The sequence below is a fragment of the Paenibacillus sp. sgz302164 genome (assembly GCF_056120505.1).
In genome coordinates this window covers 22,995-42,031 of the sequence record NZ_JBVYOL010000003.1, presented here as the reverse complement: position 1 = coordinate 42,031, position 19,037 = coordinate 22,995, and the positions used below count along the sequence as shown (strand labels likewise).

The following is a 19,037-nucleotide window of genomic DNA, read 5'->3' as shown; positions in this document are numbered from 1 at the left end:
GGCTAAGGTCCTTCCTATTTTTCGTTATTTTGTTCCGGAAATAAGAATGAAAAAAAAGTATTAGGGCTGCGAATGTAAAGTTTTAGACTGGACGCCAGCGTCAAACGAGGAACGATAACTGAATAAAGACATGAAGGCAGCCGGCCAGTACGATCGGCTGGCTTTGTTGAACTTCGGGCAGTAGAGCGTGGTGTTCCATTTCCCATCATCACATTGGGCATGATACTCCCGAATCAAGGTCCCGATTTGCTTCGTAATCAATCGATTCTCTCAGCCCTTCATCAAAATATTGAATGACGAGCTAACTTGCGAATTGTTGCACAGTTGCCCTTTCTCCTAGACCTGCCGTACATACTCATAAAAAAGCCTCGTTGTCATGCATTCCAGTGATTCCAGTTTATGGATCCATAGAGCTGCAGGCCTGTCGTCCGATTCATGCTCCGAAGGAGCGGAAGAAAGGGAGGCGATACGGTCCAGTACGCTGGCATGGGTTTCCGTTTCGACGTTCAAAGCCGCTCCGGACAAAGCTTCACGTTCTTCCTCCAATTTGTTCGTCCATTCCGTCCAAAACGACAGGTACAGGTTATCGACATCTCCACCAGCTTCCGGATTGTTATCGGTAAGAATCCGAGCGGCATAAGTATGAAAATCATTTCCGACACCTTCCACTTTACTCAACGCTGCCGCGAGATAGCCTCCCCCTGCGTACCCGGCGGCACGCCGATCAGCCAGAAATTCTTGCGTAAGGCTAATCTCCATACTTTTGCGATGAAACCATCTCGCATACCCTTGCAACAAAAAAAGCGGAACGATGAGTGGAAGAACGGACAAGGAATATTGTTCGCGATTGAGGAGCAGTTCTTCCTGGATGCCTCGGGCTGCCTCGCCGGCCATTGTAAGTGCGGGCTGAACTTTACGTATATAGTGGATATCGCCGCCGGTTACATGAGCCAATTCATGGTGAATAACGGCACGAAGTTCACTTGCTGTCAAGTAGCGGAACATCGGGAGACTGAGGATCAGGCACGTGCCGCTGTATATGTCGCCGCCTAAGAAGCGCAAAGGACCGGCCGTCACCATGTATTCGCTCGTCGCATGTAAAGCGATCTGATCCGGCATCGGGCATTTCGCTCTATTGCAGCATCTGCGGATCAGTTCGAACAATTTCGGCTGATTATTTTCGTCGATCAATAAAGCGGGTTCGTTCTCGGGAATAGGCCGGAATGTTCGCAAGATCCCGCGGTAGATCATGGCCGATCCGATATACAGTCCGCGACCGAGCGGCCATGCCGTGAATACAGCTAGGATAGGGATCAGGTCGATATAGCAATAAAGTAACGCAACCCAAATGCCGAATGCACCAAACGCTGTAGCAAACAGTGATGCCGGTACGACAGCATAAACGCCATAGGCATATAACATTATCATCCGCCTTCGCGAATAAAGGGTCGAAAGTTCCGCCTGCATGATATCACCACTTAATCGAAAATGTCGAAAATATACTATATTTTTAAATATTAATAAATATTGACTATTTTGTATAAATAAACTATATTAATCTCGCAACCAAGACGAACAAGGAAGGAGGTTATAGCCATGACTTCAAGTCACTGCCAAGGGGTTTCAAGTGTAGGTCCAATTTCAAGCATTCGCCTCACTGCGAAGAAAGCCGTCATCGCTAAGAAGTAATCTTGCTGAACCAAACGCCCGGGATCCGGGCGTTTGGTTCATTAATGTCCCTCGCGGGACAGGATTTTTGTTCTGGCGTTCATCTTCCCATACCGCCCGATAAATTCATCAAACTGCGCGGAATATGTGCAGTGTACCCCGTAATTGCTTTGGAATTCTCCGGTTTTCCGTGCCATTTTGCTATACATGGCATTCAGGTATTCGTTTTCTTTAACCGCAAGGAAATAAACGTCGGTAACCGGAATCTCCGCGCCCATCATCCCATCGATAAATGCCCTCCAGCCCAAATACAGCAGCTTGCTGAAACGGAATTGTTCAAGAATAATGACAGTACCAATGAAAACGGTGGAAGGATCCTCGAAATTCCGGTCTGGAGTTCCTACGGAATATCCGATATATCCGGCGATCTCGCCTTCGCTTTCTCCGTAATACACGCCGCCGTGCTCTTTGTACATCATAATCTCCAGAAGCGCCGATTCGGGATCGAGTGTCGGGTTCATTTGCTTGTAATGCTTGATGTAAAACTCGGAAAACCGGTACCACTGGTCGTCCGTTTCGCATTTATCCATGTGAAAAGCCATCGATCGTCGTCCCCTGTCTGCAAAGTGTTGCTGTGTAGGCAGCAAGTTCGTTGGTCTGTACGCTATAATAATCCAATAACCCGCACGCTTTCTCCAAAGTGTCCTGATAGACTGCGAATTTGCCGAACAGCTTCCGATAACACGGCTGCGGAGCGGCATAAAACATGACCCGATGCCCCCCGGCAGTCCTGACTCTATCCGTTAACAGAGCTAAACCTTGGGCGAACAAGCGACTCCGCCGATACTTCTGATTCGCAAAGGCGATCAGCACTTCCACGTTCTCCACGTCCTGATATTCCCCAAGATCGGTGCCATATGTATAAACCACGACAGCGACAGGTCGTCGGCATTCATCCCGGCAAAGTAAAAATTCTCCTTGGGTGACGGAAAGGTACAACGACCCGATCACCGTTTCAAACGCATATGGCAAACTAAGCTCACGACGTCGGCTCAAAAGAAACAAAATCGCGTCTTCCACATCCCCGTCTGCCTGACAAATCGTCCATGTATTCATAAGCTTCCTCCTCCACTCAACCTAATTGAAATACGGTGAAAAAACCGCGGAGCAGGGCGGAATTATTATGCCTTAACTTAGAATAAATCGGTGTCTCCTTTACTTCTATACCTAAAAAGGGGTATTTTTGTTCATCGATTAAGATCCCGGCGGTCTGTTCCTGTCCGGTGAAAATAAAGTTAGACTGAGAAGCCTTTGCAGAAAGTCTCGTCTCATGCGCTCATAACCTTGACTTGCTATATATTACTTGCGGAGATGAAGACGCAATAGCGATTGACAGCTATATAAAATCCATAGCTGGGCTTAGCTGTCATGCGGGGGATCATCTTCATCATTTTTATCACATTCTGATTAAAGATGGTTTACATGATTTTCATGTTTGGAATATTGGAGTCTACAATTTTAGTCGATTGATTTTCAAATGAAATAGGTGACAAAAAAAGTCTCGCCTTTTTTCTAAATCAAATAAAGATGCTGCCGTGATAAACGACAGCATCTTTATTTATATTGTATCTAACAGAATAAGCTAAGACTAACCAATATTCCTACAAAATTCCTTCCAGTCGTATTATTGTCTCTGTACGAAGGAGTCACGAAAAACTACAATGAATTCAGAAATGATATCGCTTACAAAATGCTGCTAAGTCCTTAATGGAAGGGGGGATTCGAACAAAGCACCTGCTGGCGTGCTAAGGAGAACAGTACAGATTCCAAATTCGAGGAGGGAACAGAGTATGTTAACAACGATTTGGTCAAGGCAGAAGAGGTTGTCCTTGCAGGCGCTACTTCTGATCTTCGCAATGCTGATTGTAAGCGTTACAGTTCCGGCACCGGCGTCTGCGGCAACACAAGCCCAATATTACGTTTCACCCAATGGCAGCGACAGTAATGCGGGAACGCTCGCCTCGCCTTTCAAAACGGTGCAGCACGCGAGGGACGTTGTACAGACGATCAACAGCAGCATGACAGGTGATATCATCGTATATCTCCGTGGCGGCAACTATCCCGTGACGAATTCTATCGATTTCGGTCCTAACGACTCCGGTACGAATGGATATCGGATTATCTATCAAGCCTATCAGAACGAGACTCCAGTTCTAAACGGGGGCGTCCAAGTCACTGGATGGTCACAGCATAGCGGAAATATTTGGAAAGCACCGCTTTCGCGAAGCAACAAATTGCGCGCGCTGTACGTGAATGACAAAAGAGCAGCGATGGCTACCAAGACAGTCAGTTCCGCAGGTTGTTATGGAACCTACAACGTGACGGCTGGAACAGCACCTTGGGCGTGGGAATCGGGCTCGCAATGCGATGGAGCCAAGTATAGTTTGAGCGACTTCCCCGCGATTGCTTCTAATCAAGACGATATGGAGATCGAGACGCGGACGACGTGGACGACCTCTATTGTCGGAGTTCGCCAAGTGACGGTGAACGGCAGCAATCGTGTAGCCCTTTTCCAGCAGCCTGGTGCAGCGATTGCCCAGGGCGCCTACAACGGTAATTTCCAGATTAACGGAAGCCACAAACTCATGAACGCCTATGAATTTTTGGATACACCTGGCGAGTTTTATTTCGATAAAACCAGTCAAACTGTTTACTACTATAAGAGCTCTTCCGAAAACATGACGACGGCAACAGTATTTGCACCTAACAATGTTGAAACAATCCTTAACCTGAAGGGGACCTCAACGAGCAATCATGTTCGCAATATTACGTTCTCGGGTATTACCCTCTTGCATTCCGATTGGAACTTGGCAAATGTCGACGGCTCTTCATTCAAACAAGCACAACAAGGCAATCTTGTAAATACAGCTTATGCCAAACAAAATTTCCATGATTATACTTATCGGAATTTGGACTTGATGCCCGGCATCGTGAAAATCGCAAATGCGGACGGGATCCTGTTGGAGAAAAATACCGTTAAACATACCGGTGCCGACGGCATTTCTTTGATCAACGACGTCAAAGACTCACAGTTAATCGGCAACTCCATTAGTGATATCGGCGGATCCGCAGTTAATGTGGGTCATCCCCAGCACGTGTATATTGGGGATTATACATCATCGAATCGAGAAAAATTTTCGGTTAGTGTAGAGAGCGTTTGCAAAAACATTGATATCAAAAATAACTATATTTATGATTCCGCGGTATTGTTCAACGGCAGCGCAGCCGTTTCAGGTTATTTTACGGATACGCTTAACTTCCAACGAAACGTCATCGAAAAGACACCTTGGGCCGGCATCTCTCTCGGCTGGGGTTGGTGGAATTTTAACGGCTCATCCGGCTCTGAGCGGCCTGGCGTCCCAACCACAACGGCTCAAAATAATAACATCAGCTACAACCAATTTATCGATACTGTTCAAATATTGGATGATACCGCTCCCATCTATACACTCGGCAGTCAGCCGAACACCGTTATCTCCAATAACTACATTAAGGGCGTGCCATCCGGACATAAATACGGCATGCATCCGGACGAAGGCTCTGCCTACATCTCAATCCAGAATAACGTCTTGAATATCAACCCAGGGATCAACTGGACGCTGAATTCTGATAATTTTGGCAGCAAGCACGATTTGACCTTCACACAAAATTACGGGACTGTCAATAAAATCTCCAATTACAGCCTTCCGAATAGCGTTATTAATGACGTAAGTGCTTATTCCGATAACGTATGGCCGCTTCAAGCCTATAACATTGCATTGAACGCCGGTTTGGAAGACGCCTACAAGAGTCTTGTTACACCGTCGCGCGTGCCTGTGCAGGATTACGTTCTTCCTGCAAGCGTGTTTGTAGGCAGTTCGGCAACAATCGGCATACGTTCTACGGGGGATGCGAGCAAATCCGTCTGGCTTGCGCCATCGGGCACGACGAGTTTCGCGGAGGGCGCTTCCATGACGAGAGCGAATGGAAACGCAACCTCCATTGCAGCGCCTCAGACAGCAGGCAACTATAAACTGTTTATTATTGATGCTCAAGGCAATCGCTCTTTGGAATCCGCGTCGCTTGTAAGAGTGAACAGTGGTTCCTATGTCAGGATTCGCAATGCGGCAACGGGACTTTACATTGATGGAGTGAGTTCAACTACTAACGGAGCAGATGCCGCTCAATGGAGCGACAGCAGCTCCTCCAACGCCCAGCAATGGACGATCGAAACGTCGGGAAGCTACGTTCTGATAAAAAACCGTCAAACTGGCTTGTATCTGGATGGCATGGCTCGGACTGGAAATGGCGTCAATTGCGGACAGTGGAGCTACAGCGGCGGCAACAATCAACAATGGACGATGGAAACGTCGGGAAGCAACGTTCGTTTCAAAAACCGCCAAACTGGCTTGTACCTCGATGGTATGGGACGAACTAGCAACGGTTCCATTTTGGGACAATGGGGTGATAGCAACAGCAGTAATCAGCAGTGGCAAATTCAGTAATCGACTTTAGATAAGTTTGCTAGTTAGTGCCCAATAAGCTGCATGTCTCATTAAGGATGACATGTGCTAATTGGGCTTTTAATGCCAAAAATTTGCGCAAGAATGAGGATTGTATTGTTAATTTCCTCCTTGTATAATGATGGGAATGGGATGAGTTGGTTGATTCGTAAACGCTTACATTAAAGTTTTACTTGCTTTGGTTGAAAGGTGGCACCAACATGAAAGGGTTCGCGAAATATTTCAGTGGAATCTCCATTAAAAACAAAATTTTCAGCACAAATATTTTGATTATTATCATTTCAATTTCAACCCTTGCGTTTTTCGCCAATATCGTTTCGCAAAAAGCAATTATCGAGAAGGCAGTCAAAAACTCGTCAAGAGAACTTGTTCTCATTGATAATAACTTGCAGACACTAATAACTACAGTGGAAGATTACTCGAAAATATTAGCAACCGACTACAGATTGCAAAACGAACTGTATATCGATTTTTTGGAGAACAATAACTCATCCTTCTCTCACCATGGCGGAGGTTTAGATAATTTATCAATGAAGAATACACTCTCTGAAGTCATTAGCAATATCGTGGAGCCCAACACTAATATCAAAGCGGTAAGCGTTCTCACGTCGAATCAACAATGGGTCGATGTCGGCTTTGCCGATAATGAATTCGCATCTCGCATATTCGGTTCCGGTCCTGAAGCGACCAACCATTCCTATCAGCCTGTTTTGACAGGCCTAATGAAATTCAAGTTCCGTTACGAAGGAGACGACAATGTATTTGCCGTTACCAAAACGGTCATCCATAAAGATACAGGCAAAACGGTTGGTTTAGTTGTTCTATACGTAAAAGAAACAGTTATCGCTTCTATTTATGAAAGAAAAATGAATTACAAGGGAGGAAATTTTTACATCCTCGACAGTAACGGGAAAATTATCTCCTCACAGAATAAAGCTAATTTGTATCGGGATTTCAAAGAGGCAACTTCTATTTCGATCGCTAATTCGACACAAGAAGAAAACAGATTCTTTCAAGGGAACGGCAGCGAGAAGGTGCTGGTCTCTACCCACCGTTTGGAACCGTTGCAATGGTCGATTGTGAGCGTTATTCCTATTGATGAAATTACGGTGGAGCGCAAAGAAATTAACAAATTAATTATTTGGATCGGCTCCTTATGTCTGCTGCTCGCATTTATTGTCTCCTATCTGTTGTCCCGATCGATCACGAGGCCGATCTTCCAACTTTCCAGAACGATGAGAGATATTCGGACTGGCCATTTGACGGTCAGAAGCTCGTACCAATCATCGGATGAAATCGGTTATTTGAACTATGTGTTTAATAATTTGATGGACCGTATCGAAGAACTATTGGCCGAAAATGTTGAGGAACAGAAGACAAAGGCCGAGATTGAATTTAAATTGCTGCAAACACAGGTGCAGCCCCATTTTTTGTATAATACACTTGAAACGATTATATCGCTTATTAAGCTAAATATGAAAACAGAAGCCATTACAGCAGCGAAATATATGGCTAATTTCTATAAAATTTCGTTAAGCAAAGGAAACGATATTATTTCGCTTCGAGAAGAAATGCAGTTATCCGAGAGTTATTTGGAAATCCAGCAATTGCGCTATGTGGAATATATGGAGTATACAATGGATATAGACGAGGAAATTATGTCATGTTCAATTTCGAAGTTAACGCTGCAGCCAATCGTGGAAAATGCCATCTATCATGGACTTAAGCGGAAAATGGTAAAAGGTTTGTTGAAGATCACTGGACTACGCTTGGGTGACGAGGTGCGTATTGAAATTTACGATAACGGCGTTGGAATAGAAGAATCACAAATAAAGGACATGTTGAAGGAGGTTCCGGGCTCCAGAGAAAGAGCGGGCTTCGGAGTCAAAAGTGTCCATAATCGGATCAGAATGCTGTATGGGGACAGATACGGGTTAGAAGTAGAGAGCGAAGTAGGCTTCTATACCAAAGTTACCATCCGTTTGCCTTTCAAACCATTGCGGGAGGGTTGACATGCTAAAAGTACTCATTGTCGATGATGAATATTACTTTAGACAAGCGTTGAAAATATCACTGCCTTGGGAAGAGTTGGGTTTGCAGATCGCTGGCGAAGCGAAGAATGGTGAGGAAGCTCTGTCGTTGATGTCTGAAATCAGTCCGGATATCGTCTTGGTAGATATTAATATGCCCATTATGGGCGGCATGGAATTTATTCAGAAAGCCAAACAATGTGAGCAGGAAACAAAGTTTATCATGTTAACAGGTCAAAGCGAGTTTGTATATGCCAAAATGGCTGTGCAGCTTGGTGTTTTTAATTACGTGCTCAAGCCGATTGACGAAGATGAACTTAGAAACTCCTTACTTGAGATTAAGAATTTAATCTACAAGGAGCACTCCGTAAAGCTGGATTATGAACACTTAAAGAAGCAGGCAAAAGAGCATATGCCGATGTTGAAGGAGCGATTATTGAATGAATGGCTGCAGGGCAGTAGAGTTATAGATCCCTTGTCCTCTACAGAACGGTTGCAGTATCTGGGCATCAATCTGGATGCTCCATTTCATATGGTGGTCGTAGCCGATATCGATTCTCATGATGATCTTGTTACTAAAGAAGACATGCATATTCGCAAGCTGGCTGTTCAAGATATAGCCCAAGAATTTATTCATAACACGTACCCGTTTGCCAGTTGCCATGATACGAACGATAGGTATGTTATGATTATTGGCGTTCCTACGAGTTCTTACGACCAACTGGATTCGATCTGTGAAGCGATTCGGAAATCTGTTCAGGGGAATTTAGGGTGTACAGTAACGATTGGCGTTGGCAATGGATATACGGCCTATACGTCGATTTCCGTGTCCTACCAAGAAGCGTTATATGCATTGAAGCATCGGTTTGTTTTAGGCGGGAATCAGGTTATTCTTCATTCCTTGATCGCTGAAACGGGAATGAAGGTCAGTTTATTCTCCGTAGAAAGGAGAACCGCTCTATTAATGAGTATGCGAATTGGAAATATCTCCGAGACGGAGGAGTGGCTCACGGCTTTCTTCCAGGATGCTCGCTCCAAGAACGCTTCCATAGAGATGCTGTATGTTGCCGCGCTTGAAATCCTATCCACCTGTTTGGAATTTTTGAATGAGATGTCGCAAAGTTTCGAACACGTATTTGAGAATACAGTTCAGACTGATATTTTTCAGTTCATTCAACAGTTGAGCTCCTTTGGGGAATTAGAAAGGTGGATTCGCTATCTGATTCTCAAGGTAATCGCGCATATCCATGGCAGGAAGCAGAATAGAGCTGCCAAAGTGGTAGACGAGGTAAAGACCTATATTCACAATCATTATGGGAACGAAGAACTGCGTATCGTAGATCTCGCTAAGAGTGTGCATATGAACTACAATCATCTCTGTTATGTGTTCAAAAAGGAAACTTCCATTACCATTAACGACTATTTAACCGAAATACGCATCACGAAAGCGAAGGGACTTTTTGATCAAGGAGAGAAGATTGTTCAACACGTCGCAAGTCAGGTTGGGTATGCAGATGCCAATTATTTCGGTAAATGCTTCAAAAAGTATATAGGTATTTCACCCAGTAAGTACGTGAGCAATATTCAATAAAGTAATTTTTTACATAGGGCACAATGAGACAAGAATCTCGACAACGTCTCGTTGCGTCTTTTTTTGCAATTGCAAACAATTTTCCTTTCTGTCCGAGAATAATCTCTGTAATTAATGAAGTGGAATCCGTAGAATGAAATCAAGGATGATACCGCTTCCATTGGGGAATCAACCCAGTAGATACGATACTTTAAACAAACTTAGGAGGTCAACAAATGGTAAGAACAGTAAAAGTACTCAGTACGTCACTTTTGGCAAGTATGCTTCTCGTTTCAGCCGGTTGTAGTACGAAGAATGAAGCCCAACCTCAAGGAACTACCGGAAGCGCACCAACCCCGGCGGCAACGACGGCTAGTAAAACCAGTAGTGATAAGAAAGTAAAGCTGAGAGTTGTAACGATCACAACGGACGAGAATCGCAATAATATCATGGAAAAGTTTATTAAACCGAATGTTGCGAAGGCGATTCCAAACCTAGAAATTGAATTTGAGCCAGGCGGCGGCGGCGAAGATATGGCCAACAAATTGAAAACGTTTAATGCCGCAGGTGATATGCCCGACGTATTCTGGGACGATGCAGGGTACTTTACGCCCTTGAACAGTACCGGCAGCATTATGGATTTAACTTCAGCGATTACCAAGGATGGCTTCTTGAACAAGTATGCTGTTCCTGATGCATTGAAACATGTTGACGGGAAGATTTACAGCTTATCTTCCGGAGCGGATACCTATTTCACCCCGGTCATTTTCTATCATAAGGATATGTTCGAGCAAGCAGGCGTGCAAGTGCCGAAAACCTTCGACGAATTTATCGAAGCATCGAAGAAGTTAAAAAGCAAGGGGATGGTTCCTGCGGTTACCCCTGGCAAAGATGGATGGGGACCTAAACTTTTCCTGCTGCAGCAGATGATCCAAATTGGCGACCCGCAAGCGATGGCAGATCTCGTGAGCAATAAGATAGACTTTAATAATCCAGCCGTCAAGGCAGGGGTGTCTCGCATTGAGAAGATGGTGAAGGAAGGTGTCTTTCCTGAAGGGATTGCGAATCTAGATTACGGTCCAGCCAACGAAATGTTTACATCAAAGAAGGCAGCTATGTACATGATGTTTACATGGGAGCTTCCGAATTTGGCGAAAGATGATACCGTCGATTTCTTCCCGTTCCCAAGTGCTAGCGACAAATACGACCCAACTAAGCACGTTCAGTTCTGGGGATCTCCACTGAACGGATATGCAGTTAGCGCAAAAACCAAGTATCCTGAAGAGGCAGTAAAGTTGGCAGAATTCCTGGCTATGGCAGACGCTCAATATTTCGAATCTACGGGTGCCCCAATTGCCTTGAAGACGGGGAATACAGTGGGGGAACCTAAGCCTTTAATGAAGAAATTCATTTCCTGGTACAATCCTATTCCTACCAAGATTGCTTCTCTTGCACTTAACTCGTTGGATGCAAAAACATCGGCAGAGCTTGCAACGCAAGGGGCAAAATTGCTGACGGGCCAATACCCGGCCGATAAGTTTAGTACAGATATGGGCAAGATCTGGAGTGAAAATACATGGTTTAAAAAGTAAGTTGTCTATGTGGATGAAATCAATCGAATTCCCCTTGGAACTTAACTTCCGGGGGAATTCTATAACAAATTAGACGGTGGAGAGAGCCATGAACAAGTACTTCAGCACCCATGTATCCATATTCATTTTTTCCGCGCCTGCGTTGCTTTTGTTTACTGTATTTTGCGTTTATCCACTTTTTCCTGAAATATGGATGAGTTTGAATCATCATGATGGTTTCCGAAATTTAGGGTTTGTTGGTTTGGATAATTATAAAGACATTTTTGCATCTTCTTCTTTCTGGACAGCTCATAAAAATACGTATCTAATTGTAGGAATTTCCGTCTTTCTGGGATTGCCGCTCTCCTTGATGTTTGCTCTTTTTATGGATGTTCAAACACCAAGGTTTCGTCGTTTTTTTAAAACATCTGCCATGCTTCCTGCGATTTTGTCCGTTACGGTCGTCGCGGAAATGTGGATATCCTTCTACGAACCAACCTGGGGGTTGTTTAACAGTGTTTTGAGATCCATTGGTCTTGGATCTTGGACTCATTCCTGGCTTACTGAAAAAGAAACCGTGATGCCAAGCATCGGATTGACATTTCTATGGCAGTATGTTGGGTTGAACGCCATGCTATTCTATACAGGAATCAAGACGATTCCCAAAAATTATTACGAAGCTGCTTTAATTGACGGTGCTAGCTTTGTCCAAGTCTGCTTACGAATTACAATTCCACTTCTTCAAGATGTAACGAAGTACGTTTTAATTTTGTCGACATTAGGCTCCATGGCCTTTTATGCGCAAGTCCGCGTCATGACAGCTGGTGGTCCGGGTGATTTGTCCAGGACGGTCATTTACCAAATGTATTACACGGCATTCGAAACGTCTGAATTTGGTAAAGGAACGGCTATTGCGGTAGTATTTATTCTAGAGTGCCTTTTCATCTCCTTTCTCATTCAACGGTTCGTCGCCAGAGAAAAGCTGGAGTTCTAAGGAGGAGATCATCTTGAGATACTTAATCCGTGTATTTTGGCTAGCCGTAGCCTGCACATTTCTGTTTCCCCTATACTGGATGATTACGATGTCACTCAAGTCCAAAAGCGAAGCTTATAACAATCCATTCGGCATCCCCCATTCCTGGGAATGGATAAATTATAGTGAAGCGTTGTCGAAGTATCATTTTTTTGTATACTTCGAGAACAGTTTAATTTACACGGTAGGGACCATTGCAATCACACTGACAACGGGGAGTATGCTGGCGTATTGTCTGAGCCGAATGCATTGGAGATTCAATTCGGCGGCACTATTCTATGTGTCCTTAGGGTTGATTGTACCTATTGAAGTAGTTGTCATTCCCTTATTTCAATTAATTAAATCGTTACACCTTAAAGATACTTACTTGGGGCTCATATTGCCGTATTCCGGATTCGCAATGGCTTCCTGTGTGCTGATGTTATTTGCTTTTCTCCGTTCACTTCCCAAGGAGTTGGAGGAAGCTGCCTGTATTGATGGGACGAATGTGTATCAGACATTCTTCAGAATTATATTTCCGATTGTTACGCCTGCACTAATGACACAATGTGTGCTGTTGTTCATGCGGATATGGAATGAGTTCCCGCTGGCTTTCATTATTGCTTCTAAAGATCAATTCCGACCATTGACTGTCGGCTTGCTAAGCTTTTTCGTGAGCGTCGGTGTTTCAGACTGGGGACTTATCGGGGCAACGATGGTGCTCTCGAGTTTACCTATGATCATCGTATATATGATAGGAAATGAGAGAATTGAACATGCATTGACGGCAGGAGCGATTTTGAAGTAAGTGGAGTAGGCTAAGATGAACAACTCCCTGGGGATGATTTGAAATTCTCACACAAATTAGTCAATTCGAAGGATTGCATGATGGTGTAAGTACTGGTGTAAGTGGAGCGACCAAGCATAGGTCGAGTGAGGTAGCAGGTGGGAACCCTGCTTGGAAAGGTGTTAGCCACACCACCAATAACGAGTCTTGGAGCGAACATGGTAATTGAGCCTCGAAAGGCAGAAAACGGGAACGGCCGACAGTGTCACTTTACTGGAAGGCAACACGACTTTGAACTATAGAAGGCGAGTTCGAAGGAGCTTCCCCGGGGTCGAAGAGCCAGGCATGCAAACCAATAATCACTCGGCAACTGGGGAGACCCTGACCGTTCTTCCGCTAGACAAGTTGAAGAAAACACGTAAAGACGTATCCTTGCACGAGCTGATCGGAACGGACAAAGAGGGGAATGAAATTACGCTTATCGATATCCTCGGCAGTGAGGCGGACGATGTGGTTGACGCGGTACAATTGAAAATCGAGAAGAGCAAAATCTATCGGAACTTAGAGATTTTGGACGAGCGCGAGAAGGAAGTTGTCGTCGGTCGGTTCCGCTTAGAGCTTGGTGGTGAAGAGCGGACGCAGCGGGAGATCGCGAAAGAGCTAGGAATTAGCCGCTCCTATGTATCGCGGATCGAAAAAAGGGCGCTAATGAAGCTCTATCATGAATTGGGCGGGGAGACAATCCGCGCCCTAGATGACATTTCACTGGACATTGTACAGGGCGAATTTGTCGCTATATGGGGCCGTCAGGCTCAGGAAAGTCCACGCTGATGAATATCATTGGCTGCTTGGATAATTTGGCTTAATCAGTGGGACAGCAATCATTTTAGATGCAACTGATCCAACAACGCGTGCAAAAACTCAAGGAACGATTGATGTTTTGATTGCGCTTGCTGGTGCCTCGGGTGGAGCGATGTCCGGCATGGTTGTAGCTCATTCAAGCTATGCAACGTTGTCGCTCGCTGGGGGAGGACTTGCCCCTTTGCTTATACCTGTTGTCATATGGTTTCGAAGTAAATCAAATGTACCGGTTCAAAATAATAAATCTAACTCCAAAGATTAAACTAAGAACGATAGCACAAAAACCAGGGAGCAGATCGCCACACGGCAGTTGCTCCCTGGTTTGGTTGACGGCAGTATAATAGAATGGTTATAAAGAATTTGTGCAGTCACGGTATAGGGAAATCCTTACATGAGGCTCCAACAGACAGCCCTCCCGGCAGGCAAAACCAGGTCGTGTAAGGCAACCGCCATTTCGAGGCGGAGTAAAAGGGCTCAACAAGAAGCGACGTCGTTCCATGCATTCGCAGGGAATAACGTCGCTTCTTCATTTTTGCGGAACTGGTCCTCATCATTTGCTGTAAGCATCCAGCCCCTTCTGCATGATCGTGATCATCTCGTCCACGCGCATGCTCTTCAGCTTCGCCACATAGGAATCCCACTCCTGCTCGATGCCGCCTTTGACAACCCAGTGAATCAACGTCTGTCTGACGTACTGCTTGACGTTCATCTGCAACTGCGTCAGCTTGTCGCGGTCGTCGGGCGAGTAGGCGACATAATCGGGAAAGAACATGTCGAGCGGTGCGACAACTGGCTCGTACATCGCAACGGCCCTGGCGCGGTCGGCATTGCTGTTTCCCGGCAGGTAGCGGAGCTTTGCAGCCAAGTCCGACGTCATGGCCGATATGGCATCCACATTGGGAAAATCGCCCTCGTTCCCGGTTTCCGGCATAATATCGTACGTCCCGTCGTCATTTTTCCTTGTCCCGTCTCCGAACAGCCCATACAATTCTTGTACGGTCCAATCGGGATCGGCCAGCAGGTCCGCCAGCCGGGCCGTGGCGACCGGATACTTGTTGTTTTTGAAAATGGTGAACTGATTGTTGCGGACGATCCAGGTTTGCTGCCGGAACAGCTGCCTGGAAACGCCTTCGGCTCTGGGCGGGAGCATCGGCACATAGACGTCGGGGTTCGGATTGCTGTAGGCTTCAAAGGATCCGGCAATCTCCGGCTTGGCTCCCCGTTTCGCATAAAAAGCGCTCCAGTCGTCCGTGAATACTTCGGGCGGAATCAAGCCATCCTCGTACAGTTTATGTAAGTAGGAAAGCGGCTTTTTGATTTCCGGATTCAAGGCCTGGAATCGGACCTTGCCGTTCTCGACCGACACGTAGTTTTCGTCCGGCACGAGGACGCCGAAGGAACCCCCGAACAAGTCCAACTGACCGCCAACATATTGATCCCAACGAAAATAATACGGAATCATGTCTTTCGGAATGTCTCCTTTACCGGCGTTCGCCTTGAATTGCGCAAGCGTATAGGCGAACTGCTCGGTTGTAGCTGGAACCTGCAAACCGAGCTGATCCAGCCACTTCTTGTTGATCAGCCATTGGTCGCGTATGCCCAAATAGACGTTGTTCTGTTGAACGAGGCCGAGCGCGTAAATGTTTCCGTCTGCGGCTGTCATCGCTTTCTTGACGGAGGGATTCGATTGAAGCAGCTTCGTCCAATTGGGCGCGTATTTCAGCAGGCTGGAGAACGGTACGATGTCTCCGGCGCTTTGCGCCGTTTCGATTTGAAACGGCGACGGGTCGGCGCGCAGCATGAGATCGGGATATTGCCGGGAGGTAAACATCAGGTTCATCTTGTCCCGGTTGTCGACGGAAATTTGTCTGATATCGAGATGAATGCCGCTCTTCTTCTCCAATGCCTGGAAAAACTTCGATTGATTGTAGTCGCTTTTAAACGACGTAACGATAACGGTTTTGAGCGTAATCGGCTGGTCCACGATCGGATACCCGGTCAAATGGACGGCGACGCCGTTCTCGATAATCCGGTCGCCGATCGTTTCCTTGGAGCTTCCTGAAGCTCCGGCGGAGTCGGAAGTCTCCGGTCGTTCGCATCCCGGTAAGAGTATGGCGATCCCTAACGTGACGACGAGAAGCAATCCGGTCCATTTGTTCACGATTCCATCATCCTTTCCGTTTTGCCGCAGATCGGTCAACCTAACAGCGCTAATTAATACAACAATAATAGCAAGCAAGCATGTTTTCGTAAATATGCGGTTGTTGGGGCATAGGCGATTATTCCAAAGCGGGCGGCGGGACGTCCGGCGAATGTACATTCCCGGAAGTTTGCGATATATTTATAACAAAAACAGAGTGAAAGCGTAATCATGAAAGGCGGTATGCGAATATGCTTTGGCCAAAACGTAACGTTTTGCAAAGAAATCGGCTGTATCTGCAGTATTTGTTTTCCTACATACTGGTATTGGCCATCCCTCTCGCGATCATCTCCATGCTGGTATACAACTATTTCTTCCATTTGCTGAAGGAGGAAGTGGTCAAGAACAACGTCAATCTGCTCCAGCATGTCGTCACGGCCATCGATACGAATATTTCAGGCATGAACACGGTGGCCTACCAAATCTACAACAACCCGGACCTGACGACCCAGCAAATCGGCGACGGTCCGAACAATACGTCCAGAGGCATTCAACAATTAAAAAGCTATATTTCCGGCAGCAACTTTATAACCGATGTCGTGGTTTACTACAACCAATTGAATAAGTTCGTCTCCTCGACGCGAACGTTCACGATGAAGGATTTTTTGAAAACGTACTACGGCGATACGGTCTCCGAAGAACAATTTCAAGTCTCGACCCAGAACATAAACGGCAATGCGGTCTGGGTGCCCGGCAGCGATTCGGATGGAGGCGAAGCGGGCAAGGTGGTGACGTATTTGGTGCCCAACAGCTCCAATTACGACAAACGCATGGTGCTGTTTATTATCAAGCAGCGGGCGTTTGAACAGACCATGGGCAGCGACAAAGGCAATATTATGGCGGTACACCCGGATCGCAAGATCGTCGCCGCCTCCAAAGAAATCGATCGTCCGACCGGGCAGGAGCTGTTGGCCTTCATTCGACCGGATCTGCTCGAGCAGTCGATCATCACGAATATAGGCGATTCCTCCCATTTCGTTTCTTACATCCAGTCCCCGGAAACCGACTGGAGCTACTTTATGATCATGCCTGTCGGCGAAGCGATGAGCCAAGTTATCGCTGCCAAGCAGACCTTCCAGTGGGCGTTCCTTGCCATCGTCCTTGCCGCGGGCATTATGATCCTGTTCAATATGCGGGTCAATTATCGGCCGATCCGCCAGCTGCGCCTGTTTGCGGAATCGGAGACCGGCAGCGTCGCGGAGACCGGAAACGAGTTCGAAGCGGTGCGGATGACGATCAACCGGATCAACCGTACGAACAAGATGTTGAACGATCAGGTCAAAAGCAATCACAACGCAGTCAAGGACTTTCTGCTGAGCAGCTTGATCCGCGGGTCTTTTCCGCATGCGGCCGCCTTTAACGAGCAGGGAGGAGATATCGGCATTTCCTTCAGCAAGTCGTTGTTTCGCGTCGCCATCTTCTCCGCGTCCCTGTCGGAGCGGCAGCGGAACCAGTCCGCGGCATCGCTTCCCGAGCTCGTCGAGCTGCTAGAACGGGAGCTGCAAGGCAAACTCGAAGGTTACGGCCGCATGAACATCGACAATCATCTGATTTTCGTTCTGGCGGACCGTCAGGAGCCGGACCGTCAATCGCTGTATGAAGCTTTGACGCATATGCAGCAGATCATGATGAATCGGCTGGGCACCCATGTTGCGGTCGGTGTCGGCAAAGGATATACGGAAACGGGACAGATCGGCAAATCGTGCATCGAAGCGTATACGGCGCTCGATTATCGGCTGGTCAAAGGAAAGGACCAAATCATTTATTTCGAAAATACGCAAATCGTTGCCGCATCGGACTATCCGTATCCGGTCGAGGCGCTTAATACGCTCGAACTGTCCATCGTCGAAAGCAATACCGAGCAAATTTCCACTACCGTTTCTGATCTCGTAGACCAAATTACCCGGTCCGACATGACACTGTTCGAAGCTCGCTGTCTGTGCTTCGATATTATCAATACGGTATTGAAGACGATGCAATTGATCAATAAAAAGTTCGTCGGCCTGGACAAAGGCTATATCGACGTCATTTCGCTCGCCCAATTCGAAACCGTGAAGGACCTCGGACGGAGCGTCAACGAGGTTTGCCAGACAATCTGCAAATACATCAAGGAGAATCGCGAGAAGCACGATCAGGAGCTGCTCCAGCAGTTGGCCGCCTATATCGACGGCAACTATTACCATATAAATTTTACGGTCCAGAACATGGCCGATCATTTCCACATGTCCCTGTCCAATTTGAGTTATTATTTCAAGAAATGCTCCGGCCAGAATATCTCCGATTACATCAATTACCTGCGCATTGAAAAAGCGAAGCAGCTGCTTAGCTCGACGGAGAAGCCGCTGAGCGAGATCATCTCCGAAATCGGGTATTGCGACGTATCGAGCTTCGTACGCAAGTTCAAGAAGGAGGTCGGCACGACGCCGGGCGTTTTTCGCAAGATCATGTATAAAGGCGTTTAGGCAGGGAAAAAGGGAGCCGGCTTTCGATGACGGCGCATCGACGATGCGTTGTTACCGGGAGCCGGTTTTTGTGTGGGGAACCCCTCGCCGATCTCCCCGGTAATGCCCTCGCTAATTGGAGAATGGGATTGAGGCCCCCCCTAACGCTGTATTTCGATTTTGCCTCCCTAGCGAACGGTTTTTCCAGTATGTAGGGGCAAATAGGCTCTTCAAATGGACATTTTCTGACTCCAGACGAGGGAAGAAGTCAAGACTCGATTCTAATTGGGCAAAATTGGACTGCAGTGCGTGTAGGGCAATAAGCGAGGTTCGGT

Annotated in this window: 11 protein-coding genes and 3 pseudogenes; 10 read left to right on the top strand and 4 right to left on the bottom strand. The window is 46.5% G+C overall.

Translation table 11 applies throughout. The annotated features are described in order from the left end of the window. Positions 1-336: 336 nt before the first annotated feature. The 3 genes from AC0LWT_RS05830 to AC0LWT_RS05820 all read right to left on the bottom strand — a co-directional run bounded on the left by AC0LWT_RS05830 (position 337) and on the right by AC0LWT_RS05820 (position 2,784). Positions 337-1,422 (bottom strand): M48 family metallopeptidase, encoded by a 1,086-nt coding sequence (locus AC0LWT_RS05830; RefSeq protein ID WP_474680291.1) that lies wholly within the window; start codon positions 1,420-1,422, stop codon positions 337-339. A gap of 308 nt (positions 1,423-1,730) precedes the next feature. Further along, entirely contained in the window at positions 1,731-2,270 is a 540-nt protein-coding gene (locus AC0LWT_RS05825; protein WP_474680290.1) for a hypothetical protein, read from the bottom strand. Beyond that, a complete protein-coding gene (locus tag AC0LWT_RS05820) occupies positions 2,251-2,784 on the bottom strand; it encodes a hypothetical protein (protein WP_474680289.1) in 534 nt (177 codons plus the stop codon). Before AC0LWT_RS05820 ends, AC0LWT_RS05825 begins: the two co-directional genes overlap by 20 nt. A 734-nt stretch (positions 2,785-3,518) precedes the next feature. On the opposite strand from AC0LWT_RS05820, the gene AC0LWT_RS05815 reads away from it, so the two are divergent. The 9 genes and pseudogenes from AC0LWT_RS05815 to AC0LWT_RS05775 form a co-directional block, all read left to right on the top strand. After that, positions 3,519-6,212: an RICIN domain-containing protein gene (locus AC0LWT_RS05815; RefSeq protein ID WP_474680288.1), complete on the top strand. Its 2,694-nt coding sequence runs from the start codon at positions 3,519-3,521 to the stop codon at positions 6,210-6,212. 218 nt (positions 6,213-6,430) lie between these two features. Further along, a complete protein-coding gene (locus tag AC0LWT_RS05810; protein WP_474680287.1) occupies positions 6,431-8,242 on the top strand; it encodes a cache domain-containing sensor histidine kinase in 1,812 nt (603 codons plus the stop codon). 1 nt (position 8,243) lies between these two features. Next, positions 8,244-9,851: a response regulator gene (locus tag AC0LWT_RS05805; RefSeq protein ID WP_474680286.1), complete on the top strand. Its 1,608-nt coding sequence runs from the start codon at positions 8,244-8,246 to the stop codon at positions 9,849-9,851. A gap of 215 nt (positions 9,852-10,066) precedes the next feature. After that, entirely contained in the window at positions 10,067-11,422 is a 1,356-nt protein-coding gene (locus AC0LWT_RS05800) for an ABC transporter substrate-binding protein (protein WP_474680285.1), read from the top strand. A gap of 88 nt (positions 11,423-11,510) precedes the next feature. Further along, positions 11,511-12,395, top strand: a complete 885-nt coding sequence (locus AC0LWT_RS05795) for a carbohydrate ABC transporter permease (protein WP_474680284.1) — start codon at positions 11,511-11,513, stop codon at positions 12,393-12,395. Between the two features lie 13 nt (positions 12,396-12,408). Next, entirely contained in the window at positions 12,409-13,221 is an 813-nt protein-coding gene (locus AC0LWT_RS05790; RefSeq protein ID WP_474680283.1) for a carbohydrate ABC transporter permease, read from the top strand. 375 nt (positions 13,222-13,596) lie between these two features. Next, a pseudogene (locus AC0LWT_RS05785) lies at positions 13,597-13,926 on the top strand (sigma-70 family RNA polymerase sigma factor); the annotation flags it as partial. After that, a pseudogene (locus tag AC0LWT_RS05780) lies at positions 13,909-14,054 on the top strand (ATP-binding cassette domain-containing protein); the annotation flags it as partial. The pseudogenes AC0LWT_RS05785 and AC0LWT_RS05780, both read left to right, overlap by 18 nt. Before the next feature lie 2 nt (positions 14,055-14,056). Continuing rightward, positions 14,057-14,323 (top strand): annotated as a pseudogene (locus AC0LWT_RS05775) (MFS transporter); the annotation flags it as partial. 288 nt (positions 14,324-14,611) lie between these two features. Here AC0LWT_RS05775 and AC0LWT_RS05770 read toward each other — a convergent pair. Continuing rightward, positions 14,612-16,222 (bottom strand): type 2 periplasmic-binding domain-containing protein, encoded by a 1,611-nt coding sequence (locus tag AC0LWT_RS05770; protein WP_474680282.1) that lies wholly within the window; start codon positions 16,220-16,222, stop codon positions 14,612-14,614. 230 nt (positions 16,223-16,452) lie between these two features. Between AC0LWT_RS05770 and AC0LWT_RS05765 the strand changes: the two genes are divergently transcribed. Next, positions 16,453-18,723 (top strand): helix-turn-helix domain-containing protein, encoded by a 2,271-nt coding sequence (locus AC0LWT_RS05765; RefSeq protein WP_474680281.1) that lies wholly within the window; start codon positions 16,453-16,455, stop codon positions 18,721-18,723. Positions 18,724-19,037: the final 314 nt, after the last annotated feature.

Bases quoted from the DNA above. Each gene is read 5' to 3' on its own strand.
- AC0LWT_RS05820 (WP_474680289.1), bottom strand. From the start codon at position 2,784: ATGAATACATGGACGATTTGTCAGGCAGACGGGGATGTGGAAGACGCG.
- AC0LWT_RS05795 (WP_474680284.1), top strand. From the start codon at position 11,511: ATGAACAAGTACTTCAGCACCCATGTATCCATATTCATTTTTTCCGCG.
- AC0LWT_RS05810 (WP_474680287.1), top strand. From the start codon at position 6,431: ATGAAAGGGTTCGCGAAATATTTCAGTGGAATCTCCATTAAAAACAAA.
- AC0LWT_RS05830 (WP_474680291.1), bottom strand. From the start codon at position 1,422: ATGTTATATGCCTATGGCGTTTATGCTGTCGTACCGGCATCACTGTTT.
- AC0LWT_RS05765 (WP_474680281.1), top strand. From the start codon at position 16,453: ATGCTTTGGCCAAAACGTAACGTTTTGCAAAGAAATCGGCTGTATCTG.
- AC0LWT_RS05825 (WP_474680290.1), bottom strand. From the start codon at position 2,270: ATGGCTTTTCACATGGATAAATGCGAAACGGACGACCAGTGGTACCGG.
- AC0LWT_RS05805 (WP_474680286.1), top strand. From the start codon at position 8,244: ATGCTAAAAGTACTCATTGTCGATGATGAATATTACTTTAGACAAGCG.
- AC0LWT_RS05800 (WP_474680285.1), top strand. From the start codon at position 10,067: ATGGTAAGAACAGTAAAAGTACTCAGTACGTCACTTTTGGCAAGTATG.
- AC0LWT_RS05815 (WP_474680288.1), top strand. From the start codon at position 3,519: ATGTTAACAACGATTTGGTCAAGGCAGAAGAGGTTGTCCTTGCAGGCG.